Origin of the sequence: Klebsiella sp. AqSCr (assembly GCF_008452795.1) — a bacterium.
In the GTDB taxonomy this organism is placed as follows: domain Bacteria; phylum Pseudomonadota; class Gammaproteobacteria; order Enterobacterales; family Enterobacteriaceae; genus Klebsiella; species Klebsiella pneumoniae.
In genome coordinates this window covers 108,968-126,437 of sequence record NZ_MJDM01000006.1, presented here as the reverse complement: position 1 = coordinate 126,437, position 17,470 = coordinate 108,968, and the positions used below count along the sequence as shown (strand labels likewise).

Below are 17,470 nucleotides of genomic sequence, written 5' to 3'. Positions count from 1 at the left end.
TTTCATCAGACAATCTGTGTGAGCACTACAAAGGCAGGTTCTTTAAGGTAAGGAGGTGATCCAACCGCAGGTTCCCCTACGGTTACCTTGTTACGACTTCACCCCAGTCATGAATCACAAAGTGGTAAGCGCCCTCCCGAAGGTTAAGCTACCTACTTCTTTTGCAACCCACTCCCATGGTGTGACGGGCGGTGTGTACAAGGCCCGGGAACGTATTCACCGTAGCATTCTGATCTACGATTACTAGCGATTCCGACTTCATGGAGTCGAGTTGCAGACTCCAATCCGGACTACGACATACTTTATGAGGTCCGCTTGCTCTCGCGAGGTCGCTTCTCTTTGTATATGCCATTGTAGCACGTGTGTAGCCCTGGTCGTAAGGGCCATGATGACTTGACGTCATCCCCACCTTCCTCCAGTTTATCACTGGCAGTCTCCTTTGAGTTCCCGGCCTAACCGCTGGCAACAAAGGATAAGGGTTGCGCTCGTTGCGGGACTTAACCCAACATTTCACAACACGAGCTGACGACAGCCATGCAGCACCTGTCTCACAGTTCCCGAAGGCACCAATCCATCTCTGGAAAGTTCTGTGGATGTCAAGACCAGGTAAGGTTCTTCGCGTTGCATCGAATTAAACCACATGCTCCACCGCTTGTGCGGGCCCCCGTCAATTCATTTGAGTTTTAACCTTGCGGCCGTACTCCCCAGGCGGTCGATTTAACGCGTTAGCTCCGGAAGCCACGCCTCAAGGGCACAACCTCCAAATCGACATCGTTTACGGCGTGGACTACCAGGGTATCTAATCCTGTTTGCTCCCCACGCTTTCGCACCTGAGCGTCAGTCTTTGTCCAGGGGGCCGCCTTCGCCACCGGTATTCCTCCAGATCTCTACGCATTTCACCGCTACACCTGGAATTCTACCCCCCTCTACAAGACTCTAGCCTGCCAGTTTCGAATGCAGTTCCCAGGTTGAGCCCGGGGATTTCACATCCGACTTGACAGACCGCCTGCGTGCGCTTTACGCCCAGTAATTCCGATTAACGCTTGCACCCTCCGTATTACCGCGGCTGCTGGCACGGAGTTAGCCGGTGCTTCTTCTGCGGGTAACGTCAATCGCCAAGGTTATTAACCTTAACGCCTTCCTCCCCGCTGAAAGTGCTTTACAACCCGAAGGCCTTCTTCACACACGCGGCATGGCTGCATCAGGCTTGCGCCCATTGTGCAATATTCCCCACTGCTGCCTCCCGTAGGAGTCTGGACCGTGTCTCAGTTCCAGTGTGGCTGGTCATCCTCTCAGACCAGCTAGGGATCGTCGCCTAGGTGAGCCATTACCCCACCTACTAGCTAATCCCATCTGGGCACATCTGATGGCATGAGGCCCGAAGGTCCCCCACTTTGGTCTTGCGACGTTATGCGGTATTAGCTACCGTTTCCAGTAGTTATCCCCCTCCATCAGGCAGTTTCCCAGACATTACTCACCCGTCCGCCGCTCGTCACCCGAGAGCAAGCTCTCTGTGCTACCGCTCGACTTGCATGTGTTAGGCCTGCCGCCAGCGTTCAATCTGAGCCATGATCAAACTCTTCAATTTAAGTTTGATGCTCAAAGAATTAAACTTCGTAATGAATTACGTGTTCACTCTTGAGACTTGGTATTCATTTTTCGTCCGAGGACGTTAAGAATCCATGTCACTTTGAGTGCCCACACAGATTGTCTGATAAATTGTTAAAGAGCAGTGCCGCTTCGTTTTCGCTGCGGCGCGGGGTGTGCATATTACGCTTTCCCGCTGCAGAGTCAAGCATTTATTTTTGCTTTTCTCTGCGAGGTTCTCACCGGAACCCCGCTGACCCAGCGGCTTGTTTGCCGTTGTTCCGTGTCAGTGGAGGCGCATTATAGGGAGTAATTCTGAGGTGACAAGGGGAAATGCAAAAAAAGTTTTCAACCGTCTCTTTTTTCAACAATGCGGCGAGGAATGTCGCAAAAAACCGCCGTTTTGCCGTTTTAACCGACGAAACGGGGCGCCTGGTGGCATACTGTTAGAGTAGAGGAAAGAAAGGAACGGCATTTATGTCTTTAAGCGCACAGCAACTGGCGGCACAAAAGAACATCTCCTGGGTACTGGCCGAAAAGCTCGCCCAAAAAATACTGACTGGCGAATATCAGCCGGAAAGCATTCTTCCCGGCGAAATGGAGTTGGGGGAGCAGTTCGGCGTCAGCCGTACCGCCGTCCGCGAAGCGGTGAAGACGCTTACTGCAAAAGGCATGCTGCTGCCCCGCCCTCGCATTGGCACCCGGGTGATGCCGCGCAGCAGCTGGAATTTCCTTGATAAGGAACTGCTCTCCTGGTGGCTAACAGAAGATAACTTCGAAGAGGTGGTAAGCCACTTTCTCGTCATGCGCAGCAGCCTAGAGCCACAGGCCTGCTTTCTCGCCGCCGCCAACGGCACCGCCGGGCAAAAAGCGCAGCTCAATACATTAATGGAAGAGATGATTGCTCTGAAACGCCATTTTCAGCGCGAACGCTGGATAGAAGTCGATATGGCCTGGCATGAGCATATCTATGAAATGAGCGGTAATCCTTTCCTCAGCTCTTTCGCCTCGCTGTTTCATTCGGTCTACCACACCTACTTCACGTCGATTACGCAAAATGAAGTGGTGAAGCTCGATCTCCACCAGGCGATTGTCGATGCCATTCTTAACAGTGATGCGCCGGGGGCGTTGCTCGCCTGCCAGGCATTGTTGAACGCCCCACACCACGTAAATCAATAACAAGGATTTGGCATGAGCGGAAAAAAAGGGCGCAGCATGGCTGGCCTGCCGTGGATCGCGGCGATGGCCTTCTTTATGCAGGCGCTGGATGCCACCATTCTTAACACCGCCCTCCCGGCTATCGCCCACAGTCTTAATCGTTCTCCCTTAGCGATGCAGTCGGCCATTATCAGCTATACGCTGACGGTGGCGATGCTGATCCCGGTCAGCGGCTGGCTGGCCGATCGCTTCGGCACGCGCCGGGTCTTTATCATCGCCGTTAGCTTGTTCACCCTCGGTTCCCTCGCCTGCGCCCTCTCCAGTTCCTTAACGGAACTGGTCATTTTTCGCGTAATTCAGGGGATCGGTGGGGCGATGATGATGCCGGTGGCGAGGCTGGCCCTGCTGCGTGCCTACCCCCGCAGCGAACTGTTGCCGGTCCTGAACTTTGTCACCATGCCGGGATTGGTGGGGCCGATTCTGGGCCCGGTACTCGGCGGGGTATTTGTGACCTGGGCCAGCTGGCATTGGATTTTCCTGATAAACATTCCGATCGGCGTAATTGGCATTCTGTACGCCCGTAAATACATGCCAAATTTCACAACGCCGCGCCGACGCTTCGATATAGGCGGTTTTCTGTTATTTGGCTTAAGTCTGGTGTTATTTTCCAGCGGTATTGAACTGTTTGGGGAAAAAATCGTGGCGACATGGCAGGCGCTGGCCGTGATTGCCGTCAGTCTGTTACTGCTCGTGGCCTATGTGCGTCACGCGCGTCGCCATCCGACGCCGCTTATCTCGCTCTCTTTATTTAAGACCCATACGTTCTCGGTCGGCATTGCCGGCAACCTCGCCACGCGGTTGGGTACCGGCTGCGTACCGTTTCTGATGCCGCTGATGCTGCAGGTTGGTTTCGGCTATCCGGCCATTATCGCCGGCTGTATGATCGCCCCCACCGCTATCGGCTCGATTATTGCGAAATCCACCGTTACCCAGGTGCTGCGCTGGTTTGGCTATCGTAAGACCCTGGTGGGGATCACCGTGTTTATTGGCCTTATGATCGCCCAGTTCTCGCTGCAGTCGCCAGAGATGCCGCTGTGGATGCTTCTTCTGCCGCTGTTCGTGCTGGGGATGGCGATGTCCACGCAGTTTACCGCCATGAATACCATTACCCTGGCCGATCTGACCGATGATAATGCCAGCAGCGGCAACAGCCTGCTGGCCGTCACCCAGCAGCTTTCAATTAGTCTCGGGGTGGCCATCAGCGCTGCGGTGCTACGCTTCTATGAAGGTTTTGATAATGCAAGCACGGTACAGCAGTTTCACTACACCTTTATAACCATGGGCGTGATAACCATTATATCGGCGCTGATGTTTATGCTGTTAAGAGCGAAGGATGGCCGCAACCTGATTAGCGAGCGGCATAAACGCTAAGCAGAACCGCGAACCACCAGCTCCGGCGTTAACTGAACGCGCTGCTGTTTTTGCTGCGGATCGGCCATGCGATGGATCAGTACGTCGATGGCCAGTTCCCCCAGCTCATCCTTTGGCTGGTGAATGGTGGTCAATGGCGGCGTCATATAACGTGCCAGCTCAATATCATCGTAGCCCACCAGCGCCATATCCTGCGGAATCTGCAGCCCGGCCTGGTATAACGCCTGATAAGCGCCAACCGCCATCGCATCGTTACCGACAAACACCGCCTGCGGACGCTGCGGCAACGCCAGCAGCTGCTGCATCGCGCTAAACCCGCCGCCAAACTCAAAATCACTGGTCACCACGTATCCTTCGGCAACCGGCAGGCCGCAGCGCGCCATCGCGGCATGATAGCCTTCAAGACGCAGGCGCGCCGGGGTTTTATCCAGCGGGCCGGCAATACAGGCAATGCGTGAATGCCCCTGGTCAATCAGATACTGGGTTGCCATATCGCCGCCGAGCAGCGAGTTATCCTGAATCAGATCGCTATCGCCATCAAAGGGGGCCCAGTCCATCATAACCGTCGGTACCGACGGATAGCGCTGCATGATTTCCGGGGAGGGCTGATGGGTCTCCGTGCACAGCAGGAGTAATCCATCGACGCGTTTTTGCATTAGCGTCTCCAGATTACGATTCATTCGCTGCTCATCACCTTCGGTATTGCAGAGCACGAGGCTATAACCCCGCTCAAAGCAGCTACGCTCCACGCCCCGCACCAGCTCCGAATAAAACGGATTGGTACTGGCGGTGATCAGCATGCCGATGGTACGGGTTTGATTGAGCTTGAGGCTACGCGCCAGCGCAGAGGGTGCGTAGTTGAGGCTTTTGATCGCAGCGTCAACTTTGGCGGTAATCGCCTCGCTGACAAAGCGGTCCTTATTGATGACGTGTGACACCGTCGATGTGGAAACGCCCGCGATGCGGGCCACATCTTTCATCGTAGCCAAGCATTACCCCTGTTGCGCTAAAAATTCATCGATCTCTGTGCGCCAAGGCACGGACGGCTGAGCGCCTTTGCGGGTTACGGCGATCGCCGCTGCGGCATGCGCAAAGCGAATCGCCTCCGGCAGGGCGGTCCCTTCCAGCAGCGCGGTCACCAGCGCGCCGTTAAAGGTATCACCGGCCGCGATAGTATCAATGGCCTGTACGCGAAACCCTGGGATCCGGCGGCTTTCGCCTTCGGCACTGAGCCAGACGCCGCGGCTGCCGAGGGTGATCATCACCGTACCAATGCCTTTGGCATGCAGCACGTCGGCGGCTTTTGCCGCATCTTCGTCACTCTCAACGCGAATACCGGTCAGCTTTTCCGCTTCGGTTTCGTTAGGGGTAATAATATCCACCAGCGCCAGCAGTTCATCCGGTAGCTCACGCGCTGGCGCGGGGTTCAGCACCACGGTGGTGTGATGGTGATGGGCGATTTTCGCCGCCGCTATGACGCTCTCCAGCGGCGACTCCAGCTGCATCAACAACGCCTGTGCGCTGGCGATACGCTCTTTTTCCGCCTCAACCTGGGAGACGGAAAGCGCCGCATTGGCGCCGGCATGAATACCGATGACATTCTCACCTTCGGCGTTAACGAAAATTAACGCCACCCCGGTCGCTTCCCCGGCAACCGCGCGCACGGGCGCCACGTCGATTTTATCGCTCGCCAGCTGACGACGGATGCGTTCACCGATATCGTCATCGCCGGTGCAGGCGATAAACGCGATATCCGCTCCGCTGCGCCCGGCGGCCACCGCCTGGTTGGCCCCTTTTCCACCGAACGCCACCTGATAATGGTGGCCGGTGACGGTTTCGCCCGGCGTCGGGAAAGCGTCAAGGTTAAGAATGTGATCGGCATTGATACTGCCAAGGACGACAAGTTTGCCTGCAGTTTTCATCATTTCTGTTCCCGGGAAAGCGCGCCACCGGGATCCGGTGGCGCATGCCCTGCTTTTCTTTTTTTATATTGTCCCTCGGACCGTTGCCAGTCCGAATCGCATATTACTGCTTAACGACCAGCTTCAGCTCAACCGGGTAGTTAGCTTCCACTTTTTCGCCCTTCAGTACCTTATCAGCAGTCTCAACGCCTTTCGCGCCGATCTGCTCCGGCAACTGTGCGACGGTCGCCGCCAGTTTGCCACTGTTTACTGCTTTTTCGCCATCCGGAGTGCCGTCAAATCCAACCACCATCACATCGGACTTGCCTGCGGTCTGCAGCGCGCGCAGGGCGCCCAGCGCCATTTCATCATTTTGCGCGAACACTGCCTGGACGTCAGGATGTGCGGTCAGCAGGTTCTGCATCACGTTCAGGCCTTTGGTGCGGTCGAAATCGGCCGGCTGGCTGGCCAGGACGTTGAATTTGTGCGCCGCCACGGCCTGTTTAAAGCCTTCGCCACGCTCGCGCGCCGCAGAAGTTCCGGCAATGCCCTGCAGCTCAATGACTTTTGCACTTTCACCCACTTTTTTCGCGATGTAATCGCCAGCCATTTTCCCACCCTGCACGTTGTCAGAGGCGATATGGCTCACAACATCGCCTTTTGTCGCCTGACGGTCGAGAGTGATGACCGGGATTTTCGCCTGGTTCGCCATCTTCACGGCGTTGCCGACGGCATCAGAGTCGGTGGGGTTGATCAGCAGCAGCTTGGTGCCGCGCACCGTTAAATCCTGGACGTTCGCCAGCTCTTTCGCCGGGTTGTTCTGGGAATCCAGCACCACCAGGTTGTAGCCCAGCTTGTCAGCTTCTTTTTGCGCGCCGTCTTTCAGCGACACGAAGAACGGGTTGTTGAGGGTAGAGATAACCAGAGCGATGGTGTCTTTGGCCATCGCGTTCGCGCTAACGGTCGCACTTAGCGCAACAGCAGAGACCAGGGTCGCCAGTTTTTTCATATTCATAGTTAAGATGTCCTGTAGAGTTCTCAGTTACTGCTTTTTGTTATCTACCAGTACCGCCAGCAAAATCACCACCGCTTTAACGATCATCTGGTAATAGGAAGAAACGCCTAAAAGATTAAGACCATTATTCAGGAAGCCAAGGATCAGCGCACCAATCAGCGTGCCGACAATGCGTCCTTTGCCACCAGCGAGGCTGGTGCCGCCGAGCACCACCGCCGCAATGGCGTCCAGCTCATAGCCCGTCCCCGCCGTCGGCTGCGCGGAGGAGAGACGCGCCACTTCGATGATCCCGGCCAGCGAAGCCAGCATTCCGCACAAGGCGTAAACGATAATTTTAACTTTATTGACGCTAATCCCGGACAGACGCGTCGCCGCTTCATTACCGCCCAGGGCATAAATATAACGGCCCAGGCGAGTATGGTGCAGCATGTACCAGGCCGCCAGGAAGACAATCGCCATGATCCATACCGGCGTCGGGATCCCCAGCGGACGCCCGATGCCAAACCAGCCGAACAGATCGGCATTATCGCTAAAGCCGGTATTGATCGGGCTGCCGTTGGTGTACACCATGGTTACGCCGCGCAGCAGCAGCATCATCACCAGGGTGGCGATGAAGGCCTGCACGCGGCCTCTCGCTACAATCACCCCGGTGACTGCGCCGATCGCCGCACCTAATGCGAGGGCAGCCGCGACCGCCACCAGCGCATTAACCTCAATGCCAACGATCGACGCCGCCACCGCACCGGTGAGCGCCAGCAGGGAGCCGACGGACAGATCGATCCCCGAGGTCAGTATGACCAGCGTCATCCCTACCGCCATAATGGCGTTAACGGAGGTTTGCTGCAGAATATTGAACAGGTTATTGACGGTAAAAAAGTTGGGGCTCATGGTCGATACCACCGCGATCAGCACCAGCAGGGCAATCAGCGATTTTTGCTCCATCAGCCACGCTTTTGTGAAATAGCGGCGACCAGAAACAGCCTGGGTTGTCATCTTTCTTACTCCTGATTCACACGGTTAAGCTTGCCCACAGCGGCAGCCATCAATACTTCCTGGGTGGCCTGCTCGCGTGTGAATTCACCGCCGAGATGCCCTTCATGCATCACTATGATGCGATCGCTCATGCCCAACACTTCCGGCATCTCGGAGGAGACCAGAATGATGCTCAGGCCGTCGGCTTTGAACTGGTTGATGAGCTGGTAGATCTCTTTCTTCGCCCCGACGTCGACGCCGCGGGTCGGTTCATCGAGGATCAGCACCTTCGGCCGGGTCATCAGCCCGCGGGCGATGGCGACCTTTTGCTGGTTGCCGCCGGAGAGCAGGCCGATCGCCTGCTCCATGGACGGCGTTTTCACGTTAAACAGGCGGATGAAATCACTCACCGCCTGCTGTTCATCTTTATGCTTAAGACTACCGCCCGCCCGGCTGAAATAGCGCAGCGCCGTCAGGGACATGTTTTCTTTTACCGACATCCCGAGAACCAGACCATCGCGCTTACGGTCTTCGGAGATATAGACAATGCCGTTCGCCAGACCATCCTGCGGCGAACGGGTCACCACTTCGCGGCCATCGAGCGTCACGGAACCGCTGCTGCGCGGCAGCGCGCCGTACAGCACTTTCATCAGTTCGGTCCGCCCGGCGCCCATCAGCCCGGCAACGCCGAGGATCTCCCCCTGGCGCAGGGTAAAGGTCACGTTATCCACCCCCGGGCCGCAGAGGTTGTCGACCTTCAGGCGCACCGCGCCGGGCGCCTTATCGAGGTGGGGATATTGGTCTTCCAGCTTACGGCCGACCATCATCTCGATAAGTCGGTCCTCATCCAGCGACGAGACCTCGCGCTCGGCGATAAACTGCCCGTCACGAAAGACCGTCACGTCGTCGCAAATCTCGAAGATCTCTTTCATACGGTGGGAGATATAGACGATACCGCGCCCCTGCGACTTCAGTTCGCGGATGACGCGGAACAGCGATTCGGTTTCGGTATCGGTCAGCGCATCGGTCGGTTCATCCATAATGATGACTTTCGATTCGAAGCTCAGCACTTTGGCGATCTCCACCATTTGCTGATCGCCAATCGATAGATCGCCCACCAGTTTCTGGCTGGTAAAGCGGAGATTCAGCTTTGCCAACAGCTTGTCGGCTTCGGCATACATCTGCTTCCAGTCGATTTTGCCAAAACGGTTAACGAACTCGCGGCCAAGGAAGATGTTCTCGGCGATCGTCAACTGAGGGATCAGGTTCAGTTCCTGATGGATAATGCCGATCCCGGCTTCCTGGGAGGATTTTGGGCCGTTAAAGGTCGTCTCTTTGCCTAACCACAGCAAAGAGCCGGCATCACGGGTGTAGATCCCGGTCAACACCTTCATCATAGTGGACTTGCCGGAGCCATTTTCCCCTACCAGCGCCATCACCCGGCCGGCATAGACATTCAGCGCCGCGCCGGAGAGCGCCTTGACGCCAGGGAACGCTTTGTCGATCCCTTTCAGTTGCAATAAGGCTTCCATGACGGCGACCTCAGAACGTGACGCCGGCACAGAGAATGATATTCGCAAACGGGGAACACTCCCCGCTGCGAATTACCGCCTGACTGTCTGCGGTTTGTTTTTTGAACTGCTCATGGCTGGTGTAACGAATTTCAATGGTATTTCCCTGGTGCTGCTGCAGCTGCTCGAGGTGAGTGAGCAACGTCGCGTGGAGCTGCGGATTATGGGTTTTAATCTCTTCCGCGATGACAGCCGCTTCAACCTGCATTTCCGTCGTCACCACTTCCAGCACCTGCATAAATGAAGGTACGCCCTGAGTCAGCGCCATATCAATGCGCGTGCTGCTGCGGGGAACCGGTAATCCGGCATCGCAGACCACCAGCGTATCGGTGTGGCCCAGGCGGGAAATGACCGCGGAAATATCAGCGTTAAGTACGGTGCCTTTTTTCATTTTTTCTCTTTTGCTCCACTAGCGAAACGTTTCGCTAAAATAATTATTATCAATGCGTGAGCAGAAAACCATCACCAGAAGAGAGAAATGTGATCGCCATCGAAACGTTTCGCGAGACAGCAACAGGACATAACAACCGGAGTGAGAAACAAAAAGCCCTTCGCAACGGAAGGGCTTTTTTGACATCAGATTTCGACCTGGGTACCGAGCTCGATAACCCGGTTTGGCGGGATCTCAAACTGATCCGGCGCCCGCAGGGCGTTACGCTGCAGCAGCAGATAAAGCTTGCCGCGCAGGCGAAGATACCATGGCCGTTTGCCGATAATCAGCGACTCATGCGACATAAAGAACGAGGTCTCCATCATCCGGCAGCTGAGTCCTTCCAGGCCACAGCGGTGGAACACCTCTTCAACGTTAGGCGTTTCCCGCCAGCCGTAGCTGGCCACCACCCGCCAGAAGGACGGTGACAGCTGCTCAATCTGCACCCGGCGAACGTTATGCACGTAAGGCGCATCTTCGGTACGCAGGGTCAGGAGGATCACTCGCTCATGCAGCACCTTGTTGTGCTTCAGGTTATGCAGCAGGGCAAACGGGATCACGTTCAGGGCGCGGGACATATACACCGCAGTACCCGGCACACGCACTGGCGGTGACTTCTCCAGCGAAGAGATCATCGCTTCCAGCGAGTTGCCATGCTCGTGCATCCGGCGCAGCAGGCGGAAACGCTCGCTCTTCCAGGTCGTCATCACCGTAAACATGACCATCCCCAGGGACAACGGTAGCCAGCCGCCGGAGACAATCTTATCGAGGTTCGCCGAGAACAGCGGAATATCAATGCACAGGAAGGCCACCAGCATCAGACCGACAAACAGCTTGTTCCAGTGCCAGTTTTTGCGCGCCACGGTCGCCGACAGAATGGAGGTCAGCACCATGGTGCCCGTTACGGCGATACCATACGCCGCCGCCAGGTTAGACGAATGCTCAAAGCTGACGATAACGATGACCACAGAAACGTACAGCAGCCAGTTAATGAACGGAATGTAAATCTGCCCGGACTCCATTTCCGAGGTATGGATAATGCGCATCGGCGACAGATAGCCCAGACGCACTGCCTGACGGGTCAGGGAGAAGACCCCAGAAATCACTGCCTGGGAGGCGATAACCGTCGCCAGCGTGGCGATAATCAGCATCGGGATCAGCGCCCACTCAGGCGCCAGCAGGAAGAACGGGTTTTTAATCGCTTCCGGGTGCTTCAGCAGCAGCGCGCCCTGGCCAAAATAGTTCAGCACCAACGAGGGCAGCACGACGGAGAACCAGGCAACGCGGATCGGCAGTTTGCCGAAGTGGCCCATATCGGCGTACAGCGCTTCCACCCCGGTAATCGACAGCACCACCGCGCCAAGCGCAATAAAGGAAACGGTCTTGTATTGCAGGAAGAAGTGCACAGCCCAGTAGGGGTTCAGCGCCTGCAGAACTTCCGGATTAGCGTAAATGCTTCGCGCGCCCAGCACCGCCAGTAACAGGAACCAGATCAGCATAATCGGCGCAAACAGCTTGCCGACCATGCCAGTCCCGTGCTTCTGGATCACAAACAGCAGGGTGAGCACGATAATGGAGATAGGGACAATCCAGGTATCGAGCTGCGGGGCGATAATTTCTAACCCCTCTATCGCCGACATTACCGAAATCGCCGGGGTAATCACCACTTCGCCATAGAAGAAACTGCCGCCGATAAGGCCGAGGATCACCAGCACGGAGGTCATTCTGGCCGAAGTATTACGTCCGGCCAGCGACATCAGCGTTAAGATCCCGCCTTCCCCGGCGTTATCCGCCCGCATCACGAAGGTGATGTATTTAATCGATACGGTAAAGATTAACAGCCAGAAAATCAGCGACAAAAAGCCAAAAACGGCATCGCGCTCTACGCCAAAGCCAAACTGACCTGACAGGCATTCGCGCAGGGTATACAGTGGACTGGTACCGATATCGCCGTACACCACGCCGATGGCCGCCAGCGTTAACGCCGGCAACGATTGTTTATTATCAGTGCTCATAGACTAGTCTTTTCGTTTATAAAACAAATGTGTGCCTAGTCCCTTGGCCCACAAAAAGCGCACAGTATGCACGATTATTTGTGAAATCGTACCCCTAACAGACACCATATTAACCTGGCTCAAAAAAAATAAATCGATTCTTCAGGCTATTACCGCCCCGGCTCTAACATCTATACTCGTCCCAATAACGATACATGACAAAGCACGCAACTCAATTATGGCTCAAACACATTTACTGGCTGAAAGAATTTCCCGGCTCAGCGCGGCACTCGAAAAAGGACTCTTTGAACGCAGCCACGCGATACGCCTCTGCCTGCTGGCGGCGCTCAGCGGCGAGAGCGTTTTTTTGCTTGGTCCACCGGGGATCGCCAAAAGCCTGATTGCCCGCCGCCTCAAATTCGCCTTCCAGCAGGCGCGCGCTTTTGAATACCTGATGACCCGCTTCTCCACCCCGGAAGAGGTATTTGGGCCACTGTCCATTCAGGCGCTGAAAGATGAAGGCCGTTACGAACGTTTAACCGCCGGCTACCTGCCGGAAGCGGAAATCGTGTTTCTCGATGAAATATGGAAAGCAGGTCCGGCTATCCTCAACACCCTACTGACGGCGATTAACGAACGTCACTTCCGCAATGGCGCGCATGAAGAGAAAATCCCAATGCGCCTGCTGGTGGCCGCGTCGAACGAACTCCCGGAAGCTGACAGCAGCCTGGAAGCGCTGTATGACCGAATGCTGATCCGTCTATGGCTTGATAAAGTGCAGGATAAAGGTAATTTCCGTTCGATGCTGGTCAGCCAGCAGGATGAAAACAGCAATCCAGTGCCCAGCGCGCTGCAGGTGAGCGACGAGGAATTTACCCAATGGCAGCAGCAGATCGGCAATATTAAACTGCCGGACGCGGTGTTTGAGCTGATATTCCAGCTCCGCCAGCAGCTGGACGCCCTGCCAAATGCCCCCTACGTCTCGGATCGCCGCTGGAAAAAGGCTATTCGCCTGCTGCAGGCCAGCGCCTTCTTCAGCGGCCGCGACAGCATCGCGCCGATTGACCTAATCCTGCTGAAAGATTGTCTGTGGCACAACGTCGAAAGTATGAACCTGATGTCGCAGCAGCTGGAAACGCTCATGACCTGTCACGCCTGGCAACAGCAGGCGATGCTGACGCGGTTGGGGGCGATTGTGCAGCGACGCATTCAGATCCAACAACAGCAAAGCGACAAAACGGCGCTGAAGGTCACCCGCCTTGGCGGGATGTTTAGCCGCAAACCGCACTATGAACTGCCGGCGGAGATCCAGGGGACCACCCTGACGCTGCTGCTGCAGCAGCCGCTCAAACTTCACGATATGGAAGTGATCCACATTACTTTTGAACGCGAGGCGTTAGCCAACTGGCTGGAAAAGGGCGGCGAGATCCGCGGTAAGCTCAACGGGATCGGCTTTGCTCAACTACTCAATATGGATGTCGACACCAGCCAGCATCTGGTCGTCCGCGATGTGAGCCTGCAGGGCTCACGCCTCGCGCTGCCCGGCAGCGCAGCGCAGGAGAATATGCCGGCGGAAATTCGCCAGCAGCTGGAAGCGCTGGATGATGAGTGGCACCAGCAACACAACCGCTTCAGCGAGCAGCAAAAGTGCCTGTTTATCCCGGTCGAATGGCTGGGAAGAATCGAAGCCAGCCTGCAGGACGTCGGCGCGCAGATTAAACAGGCGAAGCAGCCATGACGCTCGATATGCTGAATGTCATGCTGGCAGTCAGCGAAGAGGGAATGATCGAGGAGATGCTGCTGGCGCTGTTGGCCTCTCCTCAACTGGCGGTGTTCTTTGAAAAATTTCCCCGCCTGAAAAACATCATCGCGGCGGATATTCCGCGCTGGCGGGAAGCCGTTCGCGCCCGCTTAAAAGAAGTTAACATCCCGCCGGATCTGGACGCCGAAGTGCAAACCTATCAGCAGGCTCAGCTGCTCTCTACCTCGCAGTTTATCGTCCAGCTCCCGCAAATTCTCGGCAAACTGCACCAGCTCCAGTCCCCTTTTGCCGCCCAGGCGCAGAAGCTGGTGGATGACAATGCCACCTTTACCCCGGCGCTGCATACGCTGTTTTTACAGCGCTGGCGCCTGAGCCTGGTGGTGCAAGCCACCAGCCTTAACCAGCAGCTGCTGGACGAGGAGCGCGACCAGTTGCTCAGTGAGGTCCAGGAACGAATGACGCTCAGCGGTCAGCTCGATCCGGTGCTGGCGGAAAATGATACCGCCGCCGGACGCCTGTGGGATATGAGCGCCGGCGAACTCAAACGAGGCGACTACCAGCTGATCGTGCGCTATGGCGATTTTCTTAACCAGCAACCGGAGCTGCTGCAGCTGGCGGAACAGCTGGGGCGTTCAAGGGAAGCGAAATCCGTGCCGAAGAAAGATGCGCCGATGGAAACCTTCCGCAGCCTGGTACGCGAGCCGGCAACGGTGCCTGAACAGGTCGACGGCCTCCAGCAGAGTGACGACATTCTACGCCTGCTGCCGCCGGAGCTGGCGACGCTTGGCATCACGGAGCTGGAGTTTGAATTTTATCGCAAGCTGGTGGAGAAACAGCTGCTCACCTACCGGCTACACGGCGATGCCTGGCGCGAGAAAATTACCGAACGCCCGGTAACGCGGCAGGATTTTGATGAGCAACCGCGCGGGCCGTTCATTGTCTGCGTCGATACGTCAGGATCGATGGGCGGTTTTAACGAACAGTGCGCTAAGGCCTTTTGTCTGGCCCTGATGCGCATCGCGCTGGCCGATAACCGTCGCTGCTTCATTATGCTGTTCTCCAGCGAAGTGGTGCATTACGAGTTGACCAGCGAGAGCGGACTGGAGCAGGCGATCCGTTTCCTGAGCCAGCGTTTTCGCGGCGGCACCGATCTGGCCAGCTGTTTTCGCGCCATTATTGAACGTTTGCAAAACCCGCAGTGGGTGGATGCGGATGCCGTGGTGATCTCCGACTTTATTGCCCAACGGTTGCCGGATGAGGTGATTGCTCAGGTGGGGGAGTTACAGCGTAAGCATCAGCACCGTTTTCACGCGGTGGCGATGTCGGTTCACGGCAAACCCGGCATCATGCGCATCTTCGATCATATCTGGCGCTTTGACACCGGGCTGCGTAGCCGCCTGCTGCGACGCTGGCGGCGCTAATCGTTACAGCAGCGCGGAAACGCTTTCGCGAACCTGCGCCGGCCATACGCCGCACTGCACCTGACCGATATGGTCAAGCTGCAGCAACAGCATCGTCAAACGAGACTGGCCAATGCCGCCGCCGATAGTCTGCGGCATCTCGCCGCGCAGCAGCGCCTGGTGCCACTCCAGTTTCAGGCGATCTTCATCGCCGGTCAGCGCCAGCTGGCGCTTTAGCGCCTCGGCGTCAACGCGGATCCCCATCGAGGAGATCTCGAACGCATCCTCCAGCACCGGGTTCCACACCAGGATATCGCCGTTCAGGCCGGCAAAACCTTCAGAAACCTCAGTACTCCAGTCATCATAATCCGGCGCACGCACGTCGTGGCGCTTGCCATCAGCTAGTTTGCCGCCGATACCAATTAAGAAGACGGCGCCCAGCTCTTTGGCAATAGCCCGCTCACGACCTTTGGCATCAAGCTCCGGATAGCGGCTCAGCAGCTCCTGGCTGTGAACAAAATGGATCTGTTCCGGCAGGAACGGCGTCAGGCCAAACTCCTGGCTGACCGCCAGCTCGGTGGCTTTGATCCCGGCGTAGATCGCCTCGACGGTTGCCTTCAGGGTGCCGACGTGACGCTCTTCATCCCCCATCACGCGCTCCCAGTCCCACTGGTCAACATAGACGGAATGGATAGGCGTCAGACGGTCTTCATCGGGGCGAAGGGCTTTCATGTGCGTGTACAGCCCTTCGCCCGCGCTGAAGTCGTGTTGTCCCAGGGTTTGACGCTTCCACTTCGCCAGCGAATGAACCACTTCGAACTGGGCGTCGGGCAGTGTTTTCACTTTTACCTGAACCGCTTTCTCGCAGCCGGACAAGTTATCCTGCGTCCCATCGCCCACGCGGCTTAAGATTGGCGCCTGGACTTCAATCAGGCCAAGCTTCTCTTCCAGCTGACGGGAAAAGTGGGATTTAACGAAACTGATCTGGCGTTGTTTTGCGATATATGCGGTTTTCATTTTTATGACTCCTGCGTCCTGTTGCCATTGATTAAGCAACAAAACAGGGCGGCAATACAATAATCAATCAATAAAAAGGCGCATCAACTTTTAATTCATTAAAATATGGCGCTAAAATAGTAAGAACCCTCAAACTTCATAAGAAAAAGATATGGAAAATTATCAGATCGACAATCTGGACCGCGGCATTCTTGATGCGCTGATGGCCAACGCCCGTACCGCCTATGCCGAACTGGCCAAACAGTTCAGCGTCAGCCCGGGTACCATTCACGTGCGCGTCGAAAAGATGAAGCAGGCGGGTATCATTACCGGCGCTCGCATTGACGTCAGCCCCAAGCAGCTGGGCTACGACGTCGGTTGCTTCATCGGCATTATTTTAAAAAGCGCCAAAGACTATCCCTCCGCCCTCGCCCGCCTGGAAAGTCTGGAGGAGGTCACCGAGGCTTACTACACCACCGGCCACTACAGCATCTTTATTAAGGTGATGTGTAAATCCATCGATGCTCTGCAGCAGGTACTTATCAACAAGATCCAAACAATCGATGAAATTCAGTCCACTGAAACTCTGATCGTGCTGCAGAACCCGATCATGCGCACCATCAAGCCCTGATCGCTTTTTTTAATCCCACATTTTTCCACAGGTAGATCCCAGCTCGCTCACAGCGTACAATACGCCACTCTGAACAGTTGAGCGGGCGATCGGCGATCTATGGCAGACATTACACTTATCAGCGGCAGCACCCTGGGCAGTGCGGAATATGTAGCAGAGCATCTGGCGGAAAAGCTGGAAGAAGCCGGCTATAGCACTGAAATCCAGCACGGTCCGCTGGTGGACGATCTGCAGGCGCAAGGGATCTGGTTAATTATCTCTTCCACCCATGGCGCCGGCGACATTCCCGACAACCTGGTTCCCTTCTATGACGCGCTGCAGGAGAAGCAGGCCGATCTTTCCGCCGTGCGCTTTGGCGCTATAGGGATCGGCAGCCGCGAATACGACACCTTTTGCGGCGCGATCGATAAATTAGAAGCGGCGCTGAAGGCCTGCGGGGCAAAACAGATCGGTGAGACGCTGAAGATCAACGTCCTTGAACACGAAATTCCGGAGGATCCAGCGGAAATCTGGCTGGGATCCTGGAAAAATTTGCTCTGAGAATTGTAAAGATCGTCCAATCTTCTGTGGATAACCATGCTTAAAAGCTTGGATCAACCGGTAGTTATCCAAAGAATAACCG

General features: G+C 56.0%; 14 protein-coding genes and 1 rRNA gene. 6 read left to right on the top strand and 9 right to left on the bottom strand.

Annotation, left to right across the window (positions count from 1 at the left end):
• Positions 1 to 48: 48 nt before the first annotated feature.
• A 16S ribosomal RNA gene (locus BHE81_RS22940) occupies positions 49 to 1,588 on the bottom strand.
• 476 nt (positions 1,589 to 2,064) lie between these two features.
• On the opposite strand from BHE81_RS22940, the gene BHE81_RS22935 reads away from it, so the two are divergent.
• Together BHE81_RS22935 and mdtD are read left to right on the top strand one after the other, a co-directional pair.
• The gene (locus tag BHE81_RS22935; protein WP_002882540.1) at positions 2,065 to 2,766 is read left to right on the top strand and encodes a FadR/GntR family transcriptional regulator; all 702 of its coding nucleotides are present in this window, start codon (positions 2,065 to 2,067) and stop codon (positions 2,764 to 2,766) included.
• 12 nt (positions 2,767 to 2,778) lie between these two features.
• The gene (gene mdtD, locus BHE81_RS22930; RefSeq protein WP_002882539.1) at positions 2,779 to 4,176 is read left to right on the top strand and encodes a multidrug transporter subunit MdtD; all 1,398 of its coding nucleotides are present in this window, start codon (positions 2,779 to 2,781) and stop codon (positions 4,174 to 4,176) included.
• Here the strand turns inward: mdtD and rbsR are convergent.
• The 7 genes from rbsR to kup all read right to left on the bottom strand — a co-directional run bounded on the left by rbsR (position 4,173) and on the right by kup (position 12,080).
• The gene (rbsR, locus tag BHE81_RS22925; RefSeq protein WP_004187944.1) at positions 4,173 to 5,165 is read right to left on the bottom strand and encodes a ribose operon transcriptional repressor RbsR; all 993 of its coding nucleotides are present in this window, start codon (positions 5,163 to 5,165) and stop codon (positions 4,173 to 4,175) included. The genes mdtD and rbsR overlap by 4 nt on opposite strands.
• Before the next feature lie 3 nt (positions 5,166 to 5,168).
• Positions 5,169 to 6,101: a ribokinase gene (gene rbsK / locus BHE81_RS22920; protein ID WP_004144980.1), complete on the bottom strand. Its 933-nt coding sequence runs from the start codon at positions 6,099 to 6,101 to the stop codon at positions 5,169 to 5,171.
• A 100-nt stretch (positions 6,102 to 6,201) separates the two neighbouring features.
• Positions 6,202 to 7,092: a ribose ABC transporter substrate-binding protein RbsB gene (rbsB, locus tag BHE81_RS22915; RefSeq protein WP_002882536.1), complete on the bottom strand. Its 891-nt coding sequence runs from the start codon at positions 7,090 to 7,092 to the stop codon at positions 6,202 to 6,204.
• A gap of 27 nt (positions 7,093 to 7,119) precedes the next feature.
• The gene (gene rbsC / locus BHE81_RS22910) at positions 7,120 to 8,085 is read right to left on the bottom strand and encodes a ribose ABC transporter permease (protein WP_002882531.1); all 966 of its coding nucleotides are present in this window, start codon (positions 8,083 to 8,085) and stop codon (positions 7,120 to 7,122) included.
• A gap of 5 nt (positions 8,086 to 8,090) precedes the next feature.
• Positions 8,091 to 9,596, bottom strand: a complete 1,506-nt coding sequence (rbsA, locus tag BHE81_RS22905; RefSeq protein WP_149888839.1) for a ribose ABC transporter ATP-binding protein RbsA — start codon at positions 9,594 to 9,596, stop codon at positions 8,091 to 8,093.
• A gap of 10 nt (positions 9,597 to 9,606) precedes the next feature.
• Entirely contained in the window at positions 9,607 to 10,026 is a 420-nt protein-coding gene (gene rbsD / locus BHE81_RS22900; protein WP_002882527.1) for a D-ribose pyranase, read from the bottom strand.
• Between the two features lie 185 nt (positions 10,027 to 10,211).
• Positions 10,212 to 12,080 carry a low affinity potassium transporter Kup gene (gene kup / locus BHE81_RS22895; RefSeq protein ID WP_002882520.1) on the bottom strand — a complete coding sequence of 623 codons (1,869 nt, stop codon included), beginning with the start codon at positions 12,078 to 12,080 and terminating at the stop codon, positions 10,212 to 10,214.
• Between the two features lie 217 nt (positions 12,081 to 12,297).
• On the opposite strand from kup, the gene ravA reads away from it, so the two are divergent.
• The gene (gene ravA, locus BHE81_RS22890) at positions 12,298 to 13,797 is read left to right on the top strand and encodes an ATPase RavA (RefSeq protein WP_004151555.1); all 1,500 of its coding nucleotides are present in this window, start codon (positions 12,298 to 12,300) and stop codon (positions 13,795 to 13,797) included.
• Positions 13,794 to 15,242, top strand: a complete 1,449-nt coding sequence (gene viaA, locus BHE81_RS22885) for an ATPase RavA stimulator ViaA (protein WP_002882517.1) — start codon at positions 13,794 to 13,796, stop codon at positions 15,240 to 15,242. Before ravA ends, viaA begins: the two co-directional genes overlap by 4 nt.
• A gap of 3 nt (positions 15,243 to 15,245) precedes the next feature.
• Here viaA and asnA read toward each other — a convergent pair whose 3' ends face one another.
• Positions 15,246 to 16,238 (bottom strand): aspartate--ammonia ligase, encoded by a 993-nt coding sequence (gene asnA / locus BHE81_RS22880; protein ID WP_002882514.1) that lies wholly within the window; start codon positions 16,236 to 16,238, stop codon positions 15,246 to 15,248.
• 151 nt (positions 16,239 to 16,389) lie between these two features.
• Here asnA and asnC point away from each other — a divergent pair, with 151 nt between their 5' ends.
• Together asnC and mioC are read left to right on the top strand one after the other, a co-directional pair.
• Positions 16,390 to 16,848, top strand: coding sequence for a transcriptional regulator AsnC (asnC, locus tag BHE81_RS22875; protein WP_002882510.1), 459 nt, complete (start codon positions 16,390 to 16,392; stop codon positions 16,846 to 16,848).
• Between the two features lie 99 nt (positions 16,849 to 16,947).
• Positions 16,948 to 17,388 (top strand): FMN-binding protein MioC, encoded by a 441-nt coding sequence (mioC, locus tag BHE81_RS22870; protein WP_004144988.1) that lies wholly within the window; start codon positions 16,948 to 16,950, stop codon positions 17,386 to 17,388.
• Positions 17,389 to 17,470 lie beyond the last annotated feature (82 nt).